17 protein-coding genes are annotated in these 16,094 nt (G+C 30.5%); 7 read left to right on the top strand and 10 right to left on the bottom strand.

All coding sequences use genetic code 11. The features are described from left to right. Positions 1–34 precede the first annotated feature (34 nt). Both CKL_RS16170 and CKL_RS16165 read right to left on the bottom strand, forming a co-directional pair. On the bottom strand, positions 35–838 hold the full coding sequence (locus CKL_RS16170; protein ID WP_012103659.1) for an ABC transporter permease: 804 nt from the start codon (positions 836–838) through the stop codon (positions 35–37). Beyond that, positions 838–1,596, bottom strand: a complete 759-nt coding sequence (locus tag CKL_RS16165) for an ABC transporter ATP-binding protein (RefSeq protein ID WP_012103658.1) — start codon at positions 1,594–1,596, stop codon at positions 838–840. The genes CKL_RS16170 and CKL_RS16165 overlap by 1 nt, the downstream gene beginning before the upstream one ends. A gap of 427 nt (positions 1,597–2,023) precedes the next feature. Between CKL_RS16165 and CKL_RS16160 the strand changes: the two genes are divergently transcribed. Together CKL_RS16160 and CKL_RS16155 are read left to right on the top strand one after the other, a co-directional pair. Continuing rightward, positions 2,024–6,319, top strand: a complete 4,296-nt coding sequence (locus tag CKL_RS16160) for a 2-hydroxyacyl-CoA dehydratase (RefSeq protein WP_012103657.1) — start codon at positions 2,024–2,026, stop codon at positions 6,317–6,319. A gap of 128 nt (positions 6,320–6,447) precedes the next feature. After that, on the top strand, positions 6,448–7,356 hold the full coding sequence (locus CKL_RS16155) for an MBL fold metallo-hydrolase (RefSeq protein ID WP_012103656.1): 909 nt from the start codon (positions 6,448–6,450) through the stop codon (positions 7,354–7,356). A 51-nt stretch (positions 7,357–7,407) separates the two neighbouring features. Here CKL_RS16155 and CKL_RS16150 read toward each other — a convergent pair whose 3' ends face one another. Further along, positions 7,408–8,754, bottom strand: coding sequence for an oxygen-binding di-iron domain-containing protein (locus tag CKL_RS16150; protein ID WP_012103655.1), 1,347 nt, complete (start codon positions 8,752–8,754; stop codon positions 7,408–7,410). Positions 8,755–8,929: 175 nt separating this feature from the next. Here CKL_RS16150 and CKL_RS16145 point away from each other — a divergent pair, with 175 nt between their 5' ends. Then, the gene (locus CKL_RS16145; RefSeq protein WP_041700859.1) at positions 8,930–9,247 is read left to right on the top strand and encodes an ABC transporter substrate-binding protein; all 318 of its coding nucleotides are present in this window, start codon (positions 8,930–8,932) and stop codon (positions 9,245–9,247) included. Here the strand turns inward: CKL_RS16145 and CKL_RS16140 are convergent. The 5 genes from CKL_RS16140 to CKL_RS16125 all read right to left on the bottom strand — a co-directional run bounded on the left by CKL_RS16140 (position 9,194) and on the right by CKL_RS16125 (position 13,692). Then, on the bottom strand, positions 9,194–10,834 hold the full coding sequence (locus CKL_RS16140) for a recombinase family protein (protein WP_012103654.1): 1,641 nt from the start codon (positions 10,832–10,834) through the stop codon (positions 9,194–9,196). The two genes, CKL_RS16145 and CKL_RS16140, sit on opposite strands and share 54 nt — an antisense overlap. A 168-nt stretch (positions 10,835–11,002) precedes the next feature. Then, positions 11,003–11,188, bottom strand: coding sequence for a hypothetical protein (locus CKL_RS16135; RefSeq protein ID WP_012102358.1), 186 nt, complete (start codon positions 11,186–11,188; stop codon positions 11,003–11,005). 150 nt (positions 11,189–11,338) lie between these two features. Beyond that, positions 11,339–12,598, bottom strand: coding sequence for a sensor histidine kinase (locus CKL_RS16130; RefSeq protein ID WP_012103652.1), 1,260 nt, complete (start codon positions 12,596–12,598; stop codon positions 11,339–11,341). Between the two features lie 176 nt (positions 12,599–12,774). Beyond that, positions 12,775–12,918: a cyclic lactone autoinducer peptide gene (locus tag CKL_RS20050; RefSeq protein WP_081428001.1), complete on the bottom strand. Its 144-nt coding sequence runs from the start codon at positions 12,916–12,918 to the stop codon at positions 12,775–12,777. 171 nt (positions 12,919–13,089) lie between these two features. Further along, entirely contained in the window at positions 13,090–13,692 is a 603-nt protein-coding gene (locus CKL_RS16125) for a helix-turn-helix domain-containing protein (RefSeq protein ID WP_012103651.1), read from the bottom strand. A 157-nt stretch (positions 13,693–13,849) separates the two neighbouring features. Between CKL_RS16125 and CKL_RS16120 the strand changes: the two genes are divergently transcribed. Continuing rightward, positions 13,850–14,101, top strand: coding sequence for a helix-turn-helix transcriptional regulator (locus CKL_RS16120; protein WP_012103650.1), 252 nt, complete (start codon positions 13,850–13,852; stop codon positions 14,099–14,101). 65 nt (positions 14,102–14,166) lie between these two features. Here CKL_RS16120 and CKL_RS16115 read toward each other — a convergent pair whose 3' ends face one another. Together CKL_RS16115 and CKL_RS16110 are read right to left on the bottom strand one after the other, a co-directional pair. Continuing rightward, on the bottom strand, positions 14,167–14,466 hold the full coding sequence (locus CKL_RS16115; RefSeq protein ID WP_012103649.1) for a hypothetical protein: 300 nt from the start codon (positions 14,464–14,466) through the stop codon (positions 14,167–14,169). Between the two features lie 20 nt (positions 14,467–14,486). After that, positions 14,487–14,801, bottom strand: a complete 315-nt coding sequence (locus CKL_RS16110; protein ID WP_012103648.1) for a helix-turn-helix domain-containing protein — start codon at positions 14,799–14,801, stop codon at positions 14,487–14,489. 149 nt (positions 14,802–14,950) lie between these two features. On the opposite strand from CKL_RS16110, the gene CKL_RS16105 reads away from it, so the two are divergent. The 3 genes from CKL_RS16105 to CKL_RS16100 all read left to right on the top strand — a co-directional run bounded on the left by CKL_RS16105 (position 14,951) and on the right by CKL_RS16100 (position 16,084). Next, on the top strand, positions 14,951–15,193 hold the full coding sequence (locus CKL_RS16105; protein WP_012103647.1) for a helix-turn-helix domain-containing protein: 243 nt from the start codon (positions 14,951–14,953) through the stop codon (positions 15,191–15,193). A gap of 49 nt (positions 15,194–15,242) precedes the next feature. Further along, positions 15,243–15,425: a hypothetical protein gene (locus CKL_RS20480; protein ID WP_148204860.1), complete on the top strand. Its 183-nt coding sequence runs from the start codon at positions 15,243–15,245 to the stop codon at positions 15,423–15,425. A 185-nt stretch (positions 15,426–15,610) separates the two neighbouring features. Beyond that, the gene (locus CKL_RS16100) at positions 15,611–16,084 is read left to right on the top strand and encodes a hypothetical protein (protein ID WP_012103645.1); all 474 of its coding nucleotides are present in this window, start codon (positions 15,611–15,613) and stop codon (positions 16,082–16,084) included. The last annotated feature ends 10 nt before the right edge of the window (positions 16,085–16,094 follow it).

Below are 16,094 nucleotides of genomic sequence, written 5' to 3'. Positions count from 1 at the left end.
AGTTATGGGCTCTCTTTAAAACTTCAATTTTGCACTAATGAAATATTAATTTTCTAAGTTTTTTTTCAGCAAAGGATATAGATGCATACATGGCATAAGCTAATATTGAAAGTATAATTATGCTGACCATGACTGTATCCAGTTGAGATATTTGTCCACCATATATTATTAAGAACCCCAAACCTTCCTTTGCCACCAGAAATTCTCCCATTATTACTCCTACCCAGGAGAGTCCTACATTTATTTTTAATGAGGAGATTAGAGTAGGAACTGAAGAAGGTATTATAAGATTGGTTAAGATCTGAAGTTTTGAAGAACCAAAAGTTTTAAGAAGGGTGATTTTGTCCTTATCTACTTCTTTAAAACCATTTAATACGGTTAATATAGTTACAATTATGGAAATTAATACTGTAACTAAAATAATAGCAGAAATTCCGTTACCTACCCAAAATATTATTATAGGAGCCAGAGCAACTTTTGGAAGAGCATTTAATACTACTATATATGGATCCAATATATCTGAAATAAATTCAGACCACCAAAGAATTATAGCAATTAAAGTTCCAAGAGCGGTACTTAATAAAAAGCCTAATATTGTTTCAAAACAGGTAATTCCAATATGTGTAAATAAAGTTCCTTCAAGATAAAGGGCTATAAGATTTTTGTACATTCTAGAGGGAGTGCTGGTTAAAAAAGGATCTATCCATCCCAAATCTCCTGCAATTTCCCATAAAACAAAAAAAGCTATTAAAATTATTATTCGGCATAGTGTAATTTTTTTCTTTCTTCTATTTATGTTTTTTATATAGAGTTCATGTTCTTGTCTGTCGTCCACCATTAATAGTTCAACTCCTTCCATATGTGGTTAAAGTAAATTCTAAATTCTGGATCTTCTCTGGATTTTAAAGGAGAATCATGGTGTTCTTTAAAGACTATATTGAATATTTTTTTTATTCTAGCCGGTCTTTTAGATAAGACTATAATTCTGTTTGACATGGATACAGCCTCTGAGATATCATGAGTTACCATTATGGCAGTTTTACCTTCATTCTTTATTATTTTAAATATTTCATCACTTATATTTAATCGAGTTTGATAATCTAAAGAAGAAAAAGGCTCATCAAGAAGCAATACTTCAGGGTCAAGGGCAAGGGTTCTTATTAGAGCTACTTTCTGCCTCATACCTCCGGATAATTCCTGAGGATAATGATATCTAAAATCCCACAATCCATAGTTTTTCAATAAAGTTTCTAATTTAGTCTTATAGGCATTTATGGATTTACGCTGTATTTTAATACCAATCAATATATTATTCCAAATATTTAGCCATTCAAATAATTGGTCTTTTTGAAACATATAGCCCATTTTATGAGAAAATGAAGTTATTTTTTCATTGTCTATATATATTTCTCCAGAAGAGGGTTTTATAAGACCGGCTATTATATTTAAAAGTGTAGTTTTACCACATCCGGAGGGGCCTACTATACTTAAAAATTCTCCTTTTTCTATAGTAAAGCTTATATCTTCTAATGCTTTAGTTGAATTTTTCAATGAATGATAGTTCATATAGATATTGTTAAGGGTTAATTTGTCCAAAATATCATCTCCTTACATCAGCTGTAATTACAGCTTATAGAGTTTATAATTTTAAGTTTAGTTAAAAATTAATATATAATTCAGTATATGAATAGATATAATATAGTGTTAAAGGTCTTCTGGCATATTATGAACTTTACAGCGTTATCTCAAATATGATCATTAGGATATATTGGAATTGCACATATACGCACATATGTTATAATATAAATGAAAGTATTTTTTATTACATAAATCAGAGTATTAGTATTGATAATTTAACCGTATACAAGAATAGGGTTATTTTTTTTCATTAGGACTATATAGTACATAATGAGAATATTAACATCCAAGAATAGGTTATTCCAAATTAAGGTATTTTTAAATACCTGGTATTTTAAAGATTATAAATTCAGTTTAAATTATTAATTTTAAAAGGTGATTAAGTATGAAAAATTTATTTCGTGTAGGTTTAGATGTAGGCTCCACTACGGTAAAGATAGTTGTTTCAGATATAAAGGACAGTATAATCTATAGTAAATATCAAAGACACTTTTCTGATATAAAAAGTACTATAGCTAAGGTTATCAAAGATGCCTATGAAAAGTTAAAAGATGCTAATATAACTGTCATGGTTACGGGTTCTGGAGGATTATCTGTATCCAAGTGGCTTGATATACCATTTATTCAGGAAGTAGTAGCATGTACTAATACCATAGAAAAATTTATTCCGGATACTGATGTAGCTATAGAACTTGGAGGTGAAGATGCCAAGATAACTTTTTTTGACGGAGGAATTGATCAGAGAATGAATGGGACTTGTGCAGGTGGTACAGGAGCATTTATCGATCAGATGGCATCTCTTCTTGAAACAGATGCAAAAGGGTTAAATGAATTGGCTAAGGAGTATAAAGTTATTTATCCTATAGCTGCCAGATGTGGAGTATTTGCCAAAACCGATATTCAACCTCTTTTAAATGAAGGAGCAAAAAAAGAAGACATTGCAGTATCTATATTTCAATCTGTAGTAAATCAGACTATAAGTGGACTTGCTTGTGGTAAATCTATAAAAGGAAATGTTGCTTTTTTGGGAGGACCTTTATATTTTCTATCGGAGCTTAGAAAGAGATTTATAGAAACTTTAAAGCTCAGTGAAAGTGAGGTGATTTTTCCTAAAAATTCTCAGATTTTTGTGGCAATGGGAGCTGCCCTATCTTCAAAGAATGAAGAAATTATTTCTTTTAAGAATTTAATAGATAGATTACCGGATTTAAATAAATCCTTAAAAGATGAAATTCAGATACTAAGGCCTCTTTTTAAAGATAAAGAAGAATTTAGCCAGTTTAAGGCAAGGCATGACAAAAGTAAAATAAAAAGAAAAGATTTAGAAAGTTTCAGAGGAGATTGTTATTTAGGAATAGATGTGGGATCTACCACTACTAAAGCATCTCTTATAGATGAAATGGGCAATTTATTATATTCTTTTTATGGAAGTAATAATGGAAATCCATTAAAATCTGCCCTGAATATATTAAAAGATTTATATAAAAAGTTGCCTAAAGGTGCCAATATAGTAAATTCTGCAGTTACAGGCTATGGGGAAAGCCTTACCAAAGCTGCACTATCTATAGATATAGGAGAGGTGGAAACTGTTGCTCATTATAAGGCCGCAGAATTCTTTCAGCCTGGAGTGGAATTTATATTGGATATTGGTGGACAGGATATGAAATGTCTTAAAGTCAAAAATGGAATAATCGATAGTATAATGTTAAATGAAGCTTGCTCATCGGGATGTGGATCCTTTATAGAAACTTTTGCTAAATCATTGAATATGAATGTGAAGGATTTTGCAGTTTCTGCACAAGATTCTAAAAAACCAGTAGATTTAGGTTCTAGATGTACTGTGTTCATGAATTCCAGAGTTAAACAAGCACAGAAGGAAGGAGCTTCTGTAGGAGATATATCCGCAGGACTTTCCTATTCAGTTATAAAAAATGCTTTATTTAAAGTGATAAAAATAACAAATCCTAAGAATTTAGGAGAAAAAATAATAGTTCAAGGGGGAACTTTCTATAATGATGCCATATTGAGGGCTTTTGAAATAATATCTGAGAGGGAAGCAGTGAGACCTGACATAGCAGGTCTTATGGGAGCCTTTGGAGCTGCACTCATTGCAAAAGAAAGGTATGATGGAGTTCATACAAGTACTTTGTTAAATGAAAAAGAATTAAATAATTTTACTACAGAAGTAAATATGAGAAGGTGTGGTAAATGTTCAAATAATTGTCTTCTTACTATAAATAAGTTTTCAGATGGAAAGGAATTTATATCAGGAAACAGATGCGAAAGAGGTGCTGGCTTAGAGAATAATATCTTAAAGGCGCCAAATCTTTTTGATTACAGGTATCATAGGGCATTTGACTATGTTCCTATTAAAAAAAGTGAAGCTAAAAGAGGACAAGTGGGTATACCTAGGGTTTTAAATTTATATGAGAATTATCCATTTTGGTTTACCTTCTTTACAGAGCTTGGTTTCAGGGTGGAATTGTCTTCCCGTTCTTCAAAACATATTTATGAAATGGGCATAGAAACAATACCTTCTGAGTCAGCTTGTTATCCTGCAAAAATAGTTCATGGACATATAATGGATTTGGTAGACAGGAAGATAGATTTTATATTTTATCCTTGTATACCTTATGAGCAAAAAGAACAGCAGGGAGCAGATAATAATTATAATTGTCCTATGGTAACTTCTTATCCTGAGGTTATAAAAAATAACATGGATGTAATAAGAGAGAAAAATATCAATTTTAAGAATCCTTTCTTGCCTCTGGATAATAAGACAAGACTTGCAAAAAGACTTAGAGATGAATTACAAGAATTTAATATATCTAGGAAAGAAATATCAAGTGCCCTGGAAAAAGCTTTTGAAGAACAGAAAAAGATGAAAGAGGACATAAGAACAAAAGGAGAAGAGACAATAAAGTATCTTAAAGATACGGGGAAAAAGGGTATAGTGCTTGCAGGAAGACCCTACCATGTGGATCCTGAAATAAACCATGGAATATCAAATATAATAACTTCCTATGATATGGCAGTATTGACAGAAGACTCTGTGGCTCATTTAGGAGTGGTAGATAGGCCACTTAGGGTAGTGGATCAATGGGTGTATCATTCCAGGCTTTATGCTGCAGCAAGTTTTGTGGCAACTCAGGAAAATTTAGAATTGATACAGTTGAATTCTTTTGGATGTGGTTTAGACGCAGTCACTACAGATCAGGTTCAAGAAATACTTAATAAATATGAAAAAATATATACAGTATTAAAAATTGACGAGGGAAGTAATTTAGGGGCGGTTAAAATAAGAATACGTTCTCTAAAGGCTGCTATTGAAGAAAGAGAGAAGTATGCCTTTAAGCCTCATAAGGTTCAGGAGGACTATAAAAAGGTAGTTTTTACAAAAGAAATGAAAAAAACTCATACCATATTATGTCCTCAGATGTCACCAATACATTTTCAATTTTTACAGGAGGCATTTAAAGAGTCTGGTTATAATTTGGAGATATTACCTTCTGTAGATAAAAAAGCTGTAGAGGAAGGCCTAAGGTACGTAAATAATGATGCATGTTATCCTTCCATAATAGTAACAGGACAGTTGATAGAAGCTTTAAAATCAGGTAAATATGACATGGAAAATACGTCTGTTATAATGTCTCAAACGGGGGGAGGATGCAGAGCTACAAATTATATAGGATTTTTGAGGAAAGCTTTAAAGGAAGCAGGCATGGAGAAAATACCAGTTATATCTTTAAATGTGGCTGGCTTAGAGAAAAATCCCGGGTTTAAAATTACTGCGGGACTTGTGAATAAATCCATGATGGCACTTCTATATGGAGATCTTTTTATGAGAGTTTTATATAGAGTAAGGCCTTATGAAAAAATAAAAGGTTCTGCAAATCTCTTATATGAAGAATGGGTAAAAGAATGTAAAAAGAATGTAGTAAATGGAAATCACAGGGAATTTAAAGAAAATATTTATAATATAGTGGAGGATTTTGACAATTTAGAAATAAAATCTATAGTTAAGCCACGGGTAGGGGTAGTAGGAGAAATATTGGTGAAATTTCATCCTACGGCCAATAATAATATTGTGGATATTTTAGAAAGTGAAGGAGTAGAAGTGGTAGTTCCTGATTTAATGGATTTTTTCTTGTACTGTGCCTACGATGCCGGATTTAAATATAAGTATCTGTCTGGAAGTTACTTTAATAAAATTATAAAAGATGGTGCTATAAAGTTTATTGAATATTTTAGAAGACATATGAAAGCTGCATTAAAAAATAGCCAGCGGTTTAGTGAAACTTCTGATATTAGGAAGTTGGCAGAGGATGCCTCAAGAATATTGTCTATTGGAAACCAGACTGGAGAAGGATGGTTCTTAACTGCAGAAATGATAGAGCTTATAAAAAGTGGCACTAAAAATATTGTATGTATGCAGCCTTTTGCGTGTCTACCTAATCATGTAACGGGCAAAGGTATGATAAAAGAACTGAAAAGAATATATCCAGGCAGTAATATTGCAGCAATAGACTATGATCCGGGAGCAAGTGAAGTGAACCAGTTAAATAGATTAAAACTTATGTTATCCGTGGCTTTTAAATCCATAGAAAATGAAGTTGAATTAGAAAGTTGCAAAGAAAAAATTGTTCCAAAAGCAGTGCTTGCAGAAAATACTAATAAATAATATATTTGAATGTGTAGCTTTTAATGATAAGAGTGAAGAAAAATTTTTCTTCACTCTTCATATAATCCAATGAAGGGAGGGGAGGATTTAGTAACTTTGCATTTGAAATAGGTTGCTAAATATGTTATATGTTACTAAAAAAAATAAAGGGAAATACATTTTATATTGATATGGGGAAAACTAACATACCCTTTTATAAAATTGACAATAAAAGAATTATTATGTTGGATTCAGGGTTTAATAAGATAGATAGGGAAAAAATACAGAATGTTCTGGACTCAAATGACCTTCAACCTGTGGGAATAATATGCAGCCATGCTCATGCAGATCATGCAGGAAATAATATGTATCTTAAAAAAAAATATGATTGTATTATTGCCATGTCAGAGTGTGAAGCCTTTATCTGTAATTCGGAAAGTAATCTAAAATTTTATTATAATAACCAATATAATACCTATACTACATATGATATTAGAGATCATTTGGAATATATGGTTTGTGAAACAGATATTATAATCGGAGAAGAGCAGCATTGTGTAGAGTTATGTGGTATCAAATTTGGAATTATTCATACAGCAGGACATAGTCCTGGTCATATATGTATTGTGACCCCTGATAATGTGGCATATTTAGGTGATGCTCTAATAAGTCATGAAGTTATTAAAAATGCTAAAATGCCCTATACATATAATTTGAGTGAAGACTTAAAAAGCAAGGCAAGTCTTTATAATTTGAAATGTGAAAAATACATAGTAGCACATAAAGGTATTTATCAAGACATTACAAAACTTATAGAGGATAATATAAATTTATATAGAAATATAGCAGCAAGGCTATATAATATTATAGAGGGTACCATGACAATGGAACATATCATTAAAAATGCCATAGAGAGCTTTAATATTTGTGTCAATAATACTCTTAAATATATAATGGTAGATAAGGTACTGAGGCTTTATATTGAATATTTTTGTGAAATAAGAATGGTAAAAATGGAAATAAAGGATGGATTTTTGAAATATTCTAAAGTTCCATAGTGTTTAATCAATTAAGAACTGTACACACATACAGTTCTTAATTGATATATATTATACTTCCACAAATTTACTTGCATCCACATGACATACAGGGCAGTTTGCAGGAGGAGTATCACCTTCAGCTACGAAACCGCAGACAGTACATTTCCATTTCTTTGTAGATTTGGCTGGTGGAGTCTCCGATACTTCACTTGAATTTTTAGAAACTTTTTCAGCAAAACTTTTTCCAAATTCATAAGCAGAATTTAACTCATCTTCAGATGGTTTGAAGTTTATTCTAAGTCCAGGAGTTAATAAATTCATCTTTAACTGCTGTAACCTGGCTTCAATATTTTTTACAGCTTCACCGCTCCAGCCATAAGAGCCAAAGGCAGCAGCTACTTTACCGCCATGTACTATAGGGTTTAAAGAAATCAATATGTCAAGGATTGGCTTTAAAGCATCCCCGTTAATAGTTGGAGAACCAAAGAGTATTCCATTTGCTTTTCCAATATTTTCAAGTATTTCATTCATATCACTATAAATTACATTATAAGATTTTATTTCAAAATCTCCATAAGCCCTTATTCCTTCAATTATTCTGTTTGCCAGAGATTCAGTGTATCCATAAGCAGATACATAAGGTATTACTATATATTTTTTACTACCTGGCTTTGCAGGTGTACTCCACTGCTTATATAAATTTACTATTCTTAAAGGATCTTTTCTTAAAACAGGACCATGACCCGGACATATGATATCAATCTTTAAATCTTTAATTTTATCAATTGCTTCAAGTACATAGGGTTTAAAAGGACCCATTATGCCATCAAAATAATACTTTAAAGCATCCATATAACCTGTTTCATCCGTATTTAAATCGTTAAATACCTTTGAACTACAATAGTGTGCTCCAAAAGAATCACAGGTAATTAATATATTATCTTCTGGAACATAAGTATATATGGAGTCAGGCCAGTGAAGAAATGGTGCAGAAATAAACTGCAGGGTTTTATTTCCAAGGTCCAAAGTATCTCCATCTTTTACCACAATGGAATCAAATTTTTTATTTGATATGGCTTTCATAAATCTAATAGCAGCAGCAGAACCTACAAGTTTTGCGTTAGGTGAAAGATCTAGTAATTTTGCTATAGAGCCTGAATGATCCGGTTCTGTGTGATCTACTACTATGTAATCTATATTTTTTATATCTACATTTGCAGAGTTCAATCTTTCTAGAAATTCATCAAAAAATCTTTCTTTGGCAGTTTCAAATACAGCAGTTTTTTCGCTTCCTTTTATAACATAAGAATTATAAGTAGTTCCATAAGGAGTGTTCATTATTATATCAAATATTCGGAGATCTGGATCTAATGCTCCCACCCAATAAATATCTTTTTTAATTTCTAAAGCATTCATACTATTTACCCCCTATTTATTATTAATAAATAATTATTATTTGTATAATCCTATTATAGTACATATTTTTGTTAAAATCAACTAAAATACAATAATTGCTTGTAAAAAATTATTTTAACATAATTATAATAACCTACATATTATGAATTAATATTAAAATTGTGTTGGAGGATATATGATAAAGAAAAAACTGTATCTTGGTTCTATTTTATTGTGTCTTATATTTATAACGGCTGCTTTTACTGGGTGCAGTCAAAGTAAAGAAAATAGTAATTCCACAGTTACTATAAAATTGAATGAGGTAGCCAGATCTACCTTTTATGCACCTATGTATGTGGCAATAAATCAGGGGTTTTTTAAAGAACAAGGTATAGATATAGAACTTACAACAGGACAGGGCGCAGATGCAACCACTACAAAAACACAAGAAGGCACAACACTAGTAGTTACGCCTTCTTACAATACCCTGAGGGGTCGATTTATTACTTATTAATGGATTTATTTCTAAGGTTTCATTTTCCCCATGCCATATAATGTTTTTAACTAAAGATTTTATTAATATTCTTTTGCTGTCTACATCTACTAATTTATAGAACTTCTTAAAGTTCACTAAAGCCTCCTCTATCATTTTTACAAAGTCCTCTTTGACTTCATAATCTTCTATAGAATTTGTTAGTTCTGTTATTTGCTTTTGCAACTCATTGTTTTCTATTTTTGTATCGCCTATTTCTTCTTTTAATGTTTGGATTAATTCAATGTTTTCTTCTAAGGCTAGTTTTCTTACCAAACCTTTAATTATTTTGTTATTATCATCAACCTGTTTTTTTAATTTGGAAAGCTTTTTTACTATAGAATCTTTATCTGCTTTAGGTTTATCTTTTTCGTTATACGTTGAGATTAAGCTTCCTATATCTAATCCAAGCAGGTAATTTTCTATATATTCCTCCGCCTTATATGCGTTAAGCATTTTATTACTGCATCTGTTGCTGGCTCTGTTCTTAAGGTTGCACCTGTAATATCTCTCCATAAAGTTTCTTTTTTGATTATAATGGGACCATGAAGCCATTCCAGAACCACATTCACCGCATACTACCATACCGGATAGAAGAAATTTGTTGCCTGTCCCAGAACGAGGAGAGGTTTTTGCCTTGTTTTCTCTTAATATATCTTGGCATTTTATCCACATATCAGAGGGTATAATTCCTTCATGCCTGCCTATTGAAACGATCCATTGGTCTATGGAATTTGGTTTTTTACCACTTTCTTTTCTTTTATTATATACCATTAGTCCATGCATTCCGTCTGGAACACCATATGTCGTAGTATCCTGTTCCTTAAACCATTTAAATATATTTTCATCACTTATACAGTATACTGGATTGATTATAATTTGTTCTACTGTAGCTCTTGAAAATTCCCCGCCATTTTTACCCTTGTATTTATTCTTACACATATGGGTAGCTACTGACGCAAAACCCCTTTTCTCTAAGTATAATTTATAGATTAATTTTACCGTTTCTATTTCTTCAGGAACTATGCTCAACTTGAACATTTTTTTATCTTTACCATATTGATTAGAGTATTCTACTGCCTCCGATTTATAGCCTAATGGAGGAGTGCCTCCAAGCCACCGACCGGTTTTTGCAAGCTCAAGCATGTTGTCCTTTATACGTTCTGCTATGGTCTCCCTTTCCAACTGAGCGAATACGGCAGCTATATTCATCATGGCACGTCCCATTGGAGAACTAGTGTCAAACTGTTCCTTTATGCTCACAAAGTCTATATTGTGCTTCTGAAGTTCCTCAATGGTATTGGAAAAGTCAGCGACATTACGGGAGATTCTATCAAGCCTGTAGCATATGAGAACATTGAATTTATTTTTTTTAGCATCAATTAAAAGTTTTTTAAATTCGGGTCTATTTATATTTCCTCCACTGAATCCTTCATCTTCATATATTCTTATATCTTCAACTTTGCTGTAGTTTCTTCTAAGATACTCTTTGCACATTTCAATTTGATTTTCAACGGATTCTCCTTTTTCAGAGAATTTGGATTTACGAGAGTATATGGCTGCTATCATAAAAATACACCTCATTTTAGCAATAAAATCCGATAGATTATTTTTATAATTAAATAAGTTTAAAATTAATCTAATTGTGGTATAATATATTTAAAAGAAGCCGTTACGGTTTATGTTTTATAAGGTTTTTAATTATTAACTAAAATGCACTTATTCGCAGGGTGCATTTTAGTTTTTTGAGTTTTTATCTTTGTTATCGTCAACGGTAATTGAAATTTCATTATCGCCAACTTTAGAGCTGTTCTTATATTTAAGAATAGCTTTTTCTTTTAAGTATGCAAGCATAGCAAAAATACCTACTATGCCAATTATGGTAACGCATACCATAGCTGCAATAACAATATATCCACCCACACTGCCACCTCCTCTGTTGTCTATTAACCGCAACGACCTCTTTTGTGAGAGATAAAACACTGGGAGATGGCCAACTAAAAAACATTTTTATTCTCTTAATTAATATTATACCATATTTTAGTTACTTTTCTATGTAAGAGCTTTATCTATTTAATCCATTCTAAACTTTATCAAAAATTTAGTTTTTTCTGTAATACTTTCTACAGATATAGTCCCATTATTTTTCTCAACTAATTGTTTAGTAATATACAGTCCGAATCCATGAAGATCATTTTGTTTAACTTTTGTAGAAAAACCTCTATTGAAAATTTTTTCTATTATATTTCCAGGGATAACATCTCCATTATCAGCTATCTCGATACAAAAGTTTCTGTCTTCCTTAAAGGTGGTAATGGATATTTCCTTATTTCTCACATCTGATTTAGTGAATGCTTCAAATGCATTGTCTATAAGATTGCTCATAATACTTATTAATTCATCTTCTCTAATTTTTATTGAGCTGAAAGGTTCATCAATTATAACTTCAAAATTAATATTGTTTTTTACTGCATAGTTGTTTTTTATGGATAACATACCGTCTATGTAATCATTCCCTGTGTTCAAATACCTAAAAGAGGCATGTATTGTGCCTGAAATTTTTCGTACATAACTATCTATTTTTTCGACAGTATCAGGCTTGTTTAATAAACATAGCCCTTGTATAACATTTATATGATTGGCAAAATCGTGCTTTTCTTGTCTGATTATACTTATTATTTCCTCCATATTTTTAATTTGCTGTTCTTGAATTTTATAATTGATATTTATATTTACAGCTAGTTGCTTTTCTTTTAAGCTTCTGAATTTTGCTATCAAAAATATAAAGTAAATAATAAAAATAATAATGTTATAGGTTTGAACATTTTTTATATGAAAAATACCATAGTTAATACAAACTATAAAAAGAGTAAACACACCTAATTCTATTATTAAATTAGCGAAGATAGATCCTTCTTTTTCAAATAATTTAAGTTTAGTAAAATATGAGTTAAACTTAAAGGTTAATACCGCAATAAGTATTTGCGATATTTTAGATACTATTATAAAAATATTAAAATACTTGGAATTCAAAAAGATTTGATTTAAATTTATGTTAAATATAAGCATTTCAATAAGCTGAATAAAAGTTTCTGTAATCAAAATTATTGTAACAAATAAAGAAACTATAACCATAGAATGAAAAATTTTTATTTTTGTAATACAGGCAAGCAATAAAATGTTAAGTGCTACAAGTAACAGTGTATGATAGGGTATTAGAATATGGAATGAACACCAAGAAGTTACAGAAATATATAATATAAAAAATAAGACTGTTTTAATTTTATTCTGTAGTATGAATTTTTTTTCATTATATAATGATTCAAAAACCATTAAAAGAAGTAATGCTTCTATAGTATCTTATACTATTTCTCTTATTATAATGGACATATAATACCTCCCTTGTTCCTAAAATTAATTTTTTATAAATGTTGTAGACTAAAAATCACTGTTTTTGTGTTTTCTATGAAATTTTTAACTACAACATTTATAAAGAATTCAAGTAAATACTACTTTAACAAATCATCAGGACACTTTGGTTGGTGACCACCTATTAGAGATGTTGAAACTAGAACCATTGCTGCAAAAAACAAAGATAATGAACCCACCATTTTCATACTTTTCTTTAATAGCTTTTCTTTTAAAGATTTCATTTTCCATATACCTCCTTAAAACGTTTTAATGTATAAGTTCTACAATATATTCGATTTTCCTGCTATATTTTACAAAAAATAAAAGTTAATAAAATTAAACTTTATTTCCTGAAAGACCCGGAAAATTCTATAAAAAAAATTCTCAAACTATTTTAGAATGAGAATTTTTATTTATTCTTGATTTCTACGTTTTTTAATCTTAGCCATTTCTATACCTACTTTAACAGAATCTAAAATTGTTTCAATATCTTCTTTGGTGGTAGGCTCACCTTCTATCTTAAAATTTTCTGTATTTAGTAATCGTTCTCTTAGTTCTTCCACAACTTCTTCTATATCTTCATGTTCTTTGGGTGTTATATATGTAGTATCATGATTTCGTATATTTGTTGCACCCAATAAGTAGTCTATAGAAACATTAAATATAGATGATAGTAATTTTAATGTTTCTGTATCAGGTTCACGACTACCATTTTCATATTTACTTATGGTTTGTTGAGTTACACCAAGTTTTTCAGCCAATTCAGCTTGACTCATATTATGGCTTTTTCTTAGTAAAGATAAGCGATTCATATTTTCAATATCATTTTTTCCTAGTAAATAATCAGTAGAGCATTGAAAATAGTCAGCTATTAATTTCAGTGTTTCTATATCTGGCGATCTTCGATTCTGTTCATACATCCCAATAGTGCTTGAAGAAATTTTTAAAATTTTTGCAAGCTCCTGTTGGGTCATGTTCTTATCCATTCTTAGTTTTTTTAATTTTTCTCCAAACATATAATCACCTCATAATTATATTTTAACACATATTGTGTTATTTAAAATATTTCACACAAAAAGTGTAAAAAATATTGACTCAACACATATCGTGTGATAATATAAAAATACAAACAACACATAACGTGTATTAAACGAAAGGAGGTTTATATTTATTATGAATTCAAACTTAATAGAATTCAGAGAATCTTTAAATATGAGCCAGAAAGATATGGCATTAGCTCTAGGAATATCATCATCTTTTTACATTAAAATTGAATCAGGGGAGAGAAATCCAAGCTTCAATTTTATTAAAAAGGTGAAAAAAAAGTTTAATGTAAATGTAGATGAAATTTTTTTTAAAAGCCAACTACACGAAAAGTGTATAAATAAACCAATACAGGCTGAAAAACAAAAAGAAGTAGTGTAATTAGCAAAATTAGAACAAGCAGTAACCACTTAACTTCGATCTGAATATTAAAGATATAGCTCGATCTATTTGGCAGATTTAAGGTAGGCTATATCCATTATGTTTTTACCAGTTGCAGTTTCAATGAAAGCTACATCTTTTGATAGTATATTAACATCTTTTTTTATTGATTGTATGTCGCCGGAAATATTGGCTAAATTATGCTTCATGTTTTCTTGCTCGGCTTTTACAATGTCAACTTTATGTTCAAGAGCTTTAAGTATTTGGGTGTTTTCAGATGTTTGAGCTTCAAGTTTATCAAGACGTTCATTAGTTTTATTTTGAGAATCAAGTATTTGTTGCAATAGTTTTTCGGCAGAAGACATTTATATCATATCCTTTCAGTTTATTTTATAGATTTTATGAATTTTGAAAGTAATTCAAGCTGTTCGGGGGTTAAATCTTTAGCATTATCCAATAGTTCTTTAAGCTGAGGATTAAGTATAACAGGTTCTGAATTGTTGCCATTGTTAAAGAATTCAGAAAGAGTTATAGAGAAAAACTCACATATTTTTATTAGTAAATCAATTGATGGTTTTGCAGTACCTTTTTCAATTTTATTTATTGTGGCAGCAGCTACATTTAAACTAATAGCTAATTTATTTTGAGATATTTTATGTAATTTTCGTAATTTGATAACTCTGTTACCTATATCAATCATAATGTATACCACCTTAGATTTAATTCAATATATATGATCATAACATAAATAAAACTTTATAAAAATATTAGATTATTTCTAATTTTTTTATTGATATATTAGATTAAATCTAATATAATATAACTATAGATTGGAAGGAGGCAATCAAAATGCTTGGAACCAAAATTAGAGAATACCGCAAAAGCCTTGGCATGACAGCAACTTCATTAGCTGAAAAAGTAGGGGTTGAACTTGCTACTATATCAAAAATTGAAAACAATAAAGCTAATCCATCAATGCCGACATTATATAAGATTGCGGAAGCATTAAATACAACACCATCTGAACTAATAAAAGATACAGAAATAAAGTCTTTTAATATAAATTCAGAAGGAACAAAGGAGGTTGTGTAGCAATACAGCTTCAATCTGAATACTATAGTAAAAAGTAAGTAAAAGGGGTATGGGCATGGCAATAAAAGTTATAGCTAATTGGCCATTGGATGATCCAGAAGCAATGCGACAACTTCACGAAAGTCAAGCAAGAGCAACATTAATAGTCCTTGAAAAATTATTTAAAGAGGAAGGTTCAGGAGCCAGAGGACTAGATGTGTTAATGCAAAGAATTGAAAGCAAAAGATTATAGGCCGAAATGCCTATTTTAAAATTTCACTTTCAATCAAAAGCAAACACATCCTCAATATATGCTATGAAATTTTCAAAGTTTTTGCTACTAAAATTTTACCATAAGAGAAGCATCTATAGTGTGTAACTTGACGGTATCTTCTTCACAACAATATGAATTTTCATTAGAGAAAAGAGGTGAGATATATGAAAATGGAAAACACTAACAATGTCTATATGAGAGCACGATTAAGAGCAGCAGAATATAATGACAGGCTTAAAAGTAGAGAGGGTGCAGGAAAAATGTTTGGAGTAAGCGATCGTTCAATGGCAAATTATGAAAATGATTTGTGTAAACAGATACCAGTAGACATGGTTGTAAGAATGGCAGATACCTATAATGCTCCAGAACTTATGTACCATTACTGCAATAATGAGTGTCCTATAGGAAAGTGTATCGCTCCTAATGTAGAACTTAAAGAAATATCTTGTCTTGCAATTCAACTATCGGTTTTATCAAAAAATCCAGAAACTTTTGTAGAGAGGCTAATGGAAATTTTGCAGGATGGAGCTGTTGATAAAAATGAAAAACAGGATTTTATAAATATAGTTAAAGGTTTGATAGAGTTTTCTGAAAAGGTACAGTCCTTAGAACTTTGGGCAAAGAAGAATCTGAAATAAGTAGAAAGGA

The organism is Clostridium kluyveri DSM 555 (assembly GCF_000016505.1).
Taxonomy (GTDB): domain Bacteria; phylum Bacillota; class Clostridia; order Clostridiales; family Clostridiaceae; genus Clostridium_B; species Clostridium_B kluyveri.
Note: the sequence above shows the minus strand (reverse complement) of the source record. Positions and strands in the feature narration are given on the sequence as shown.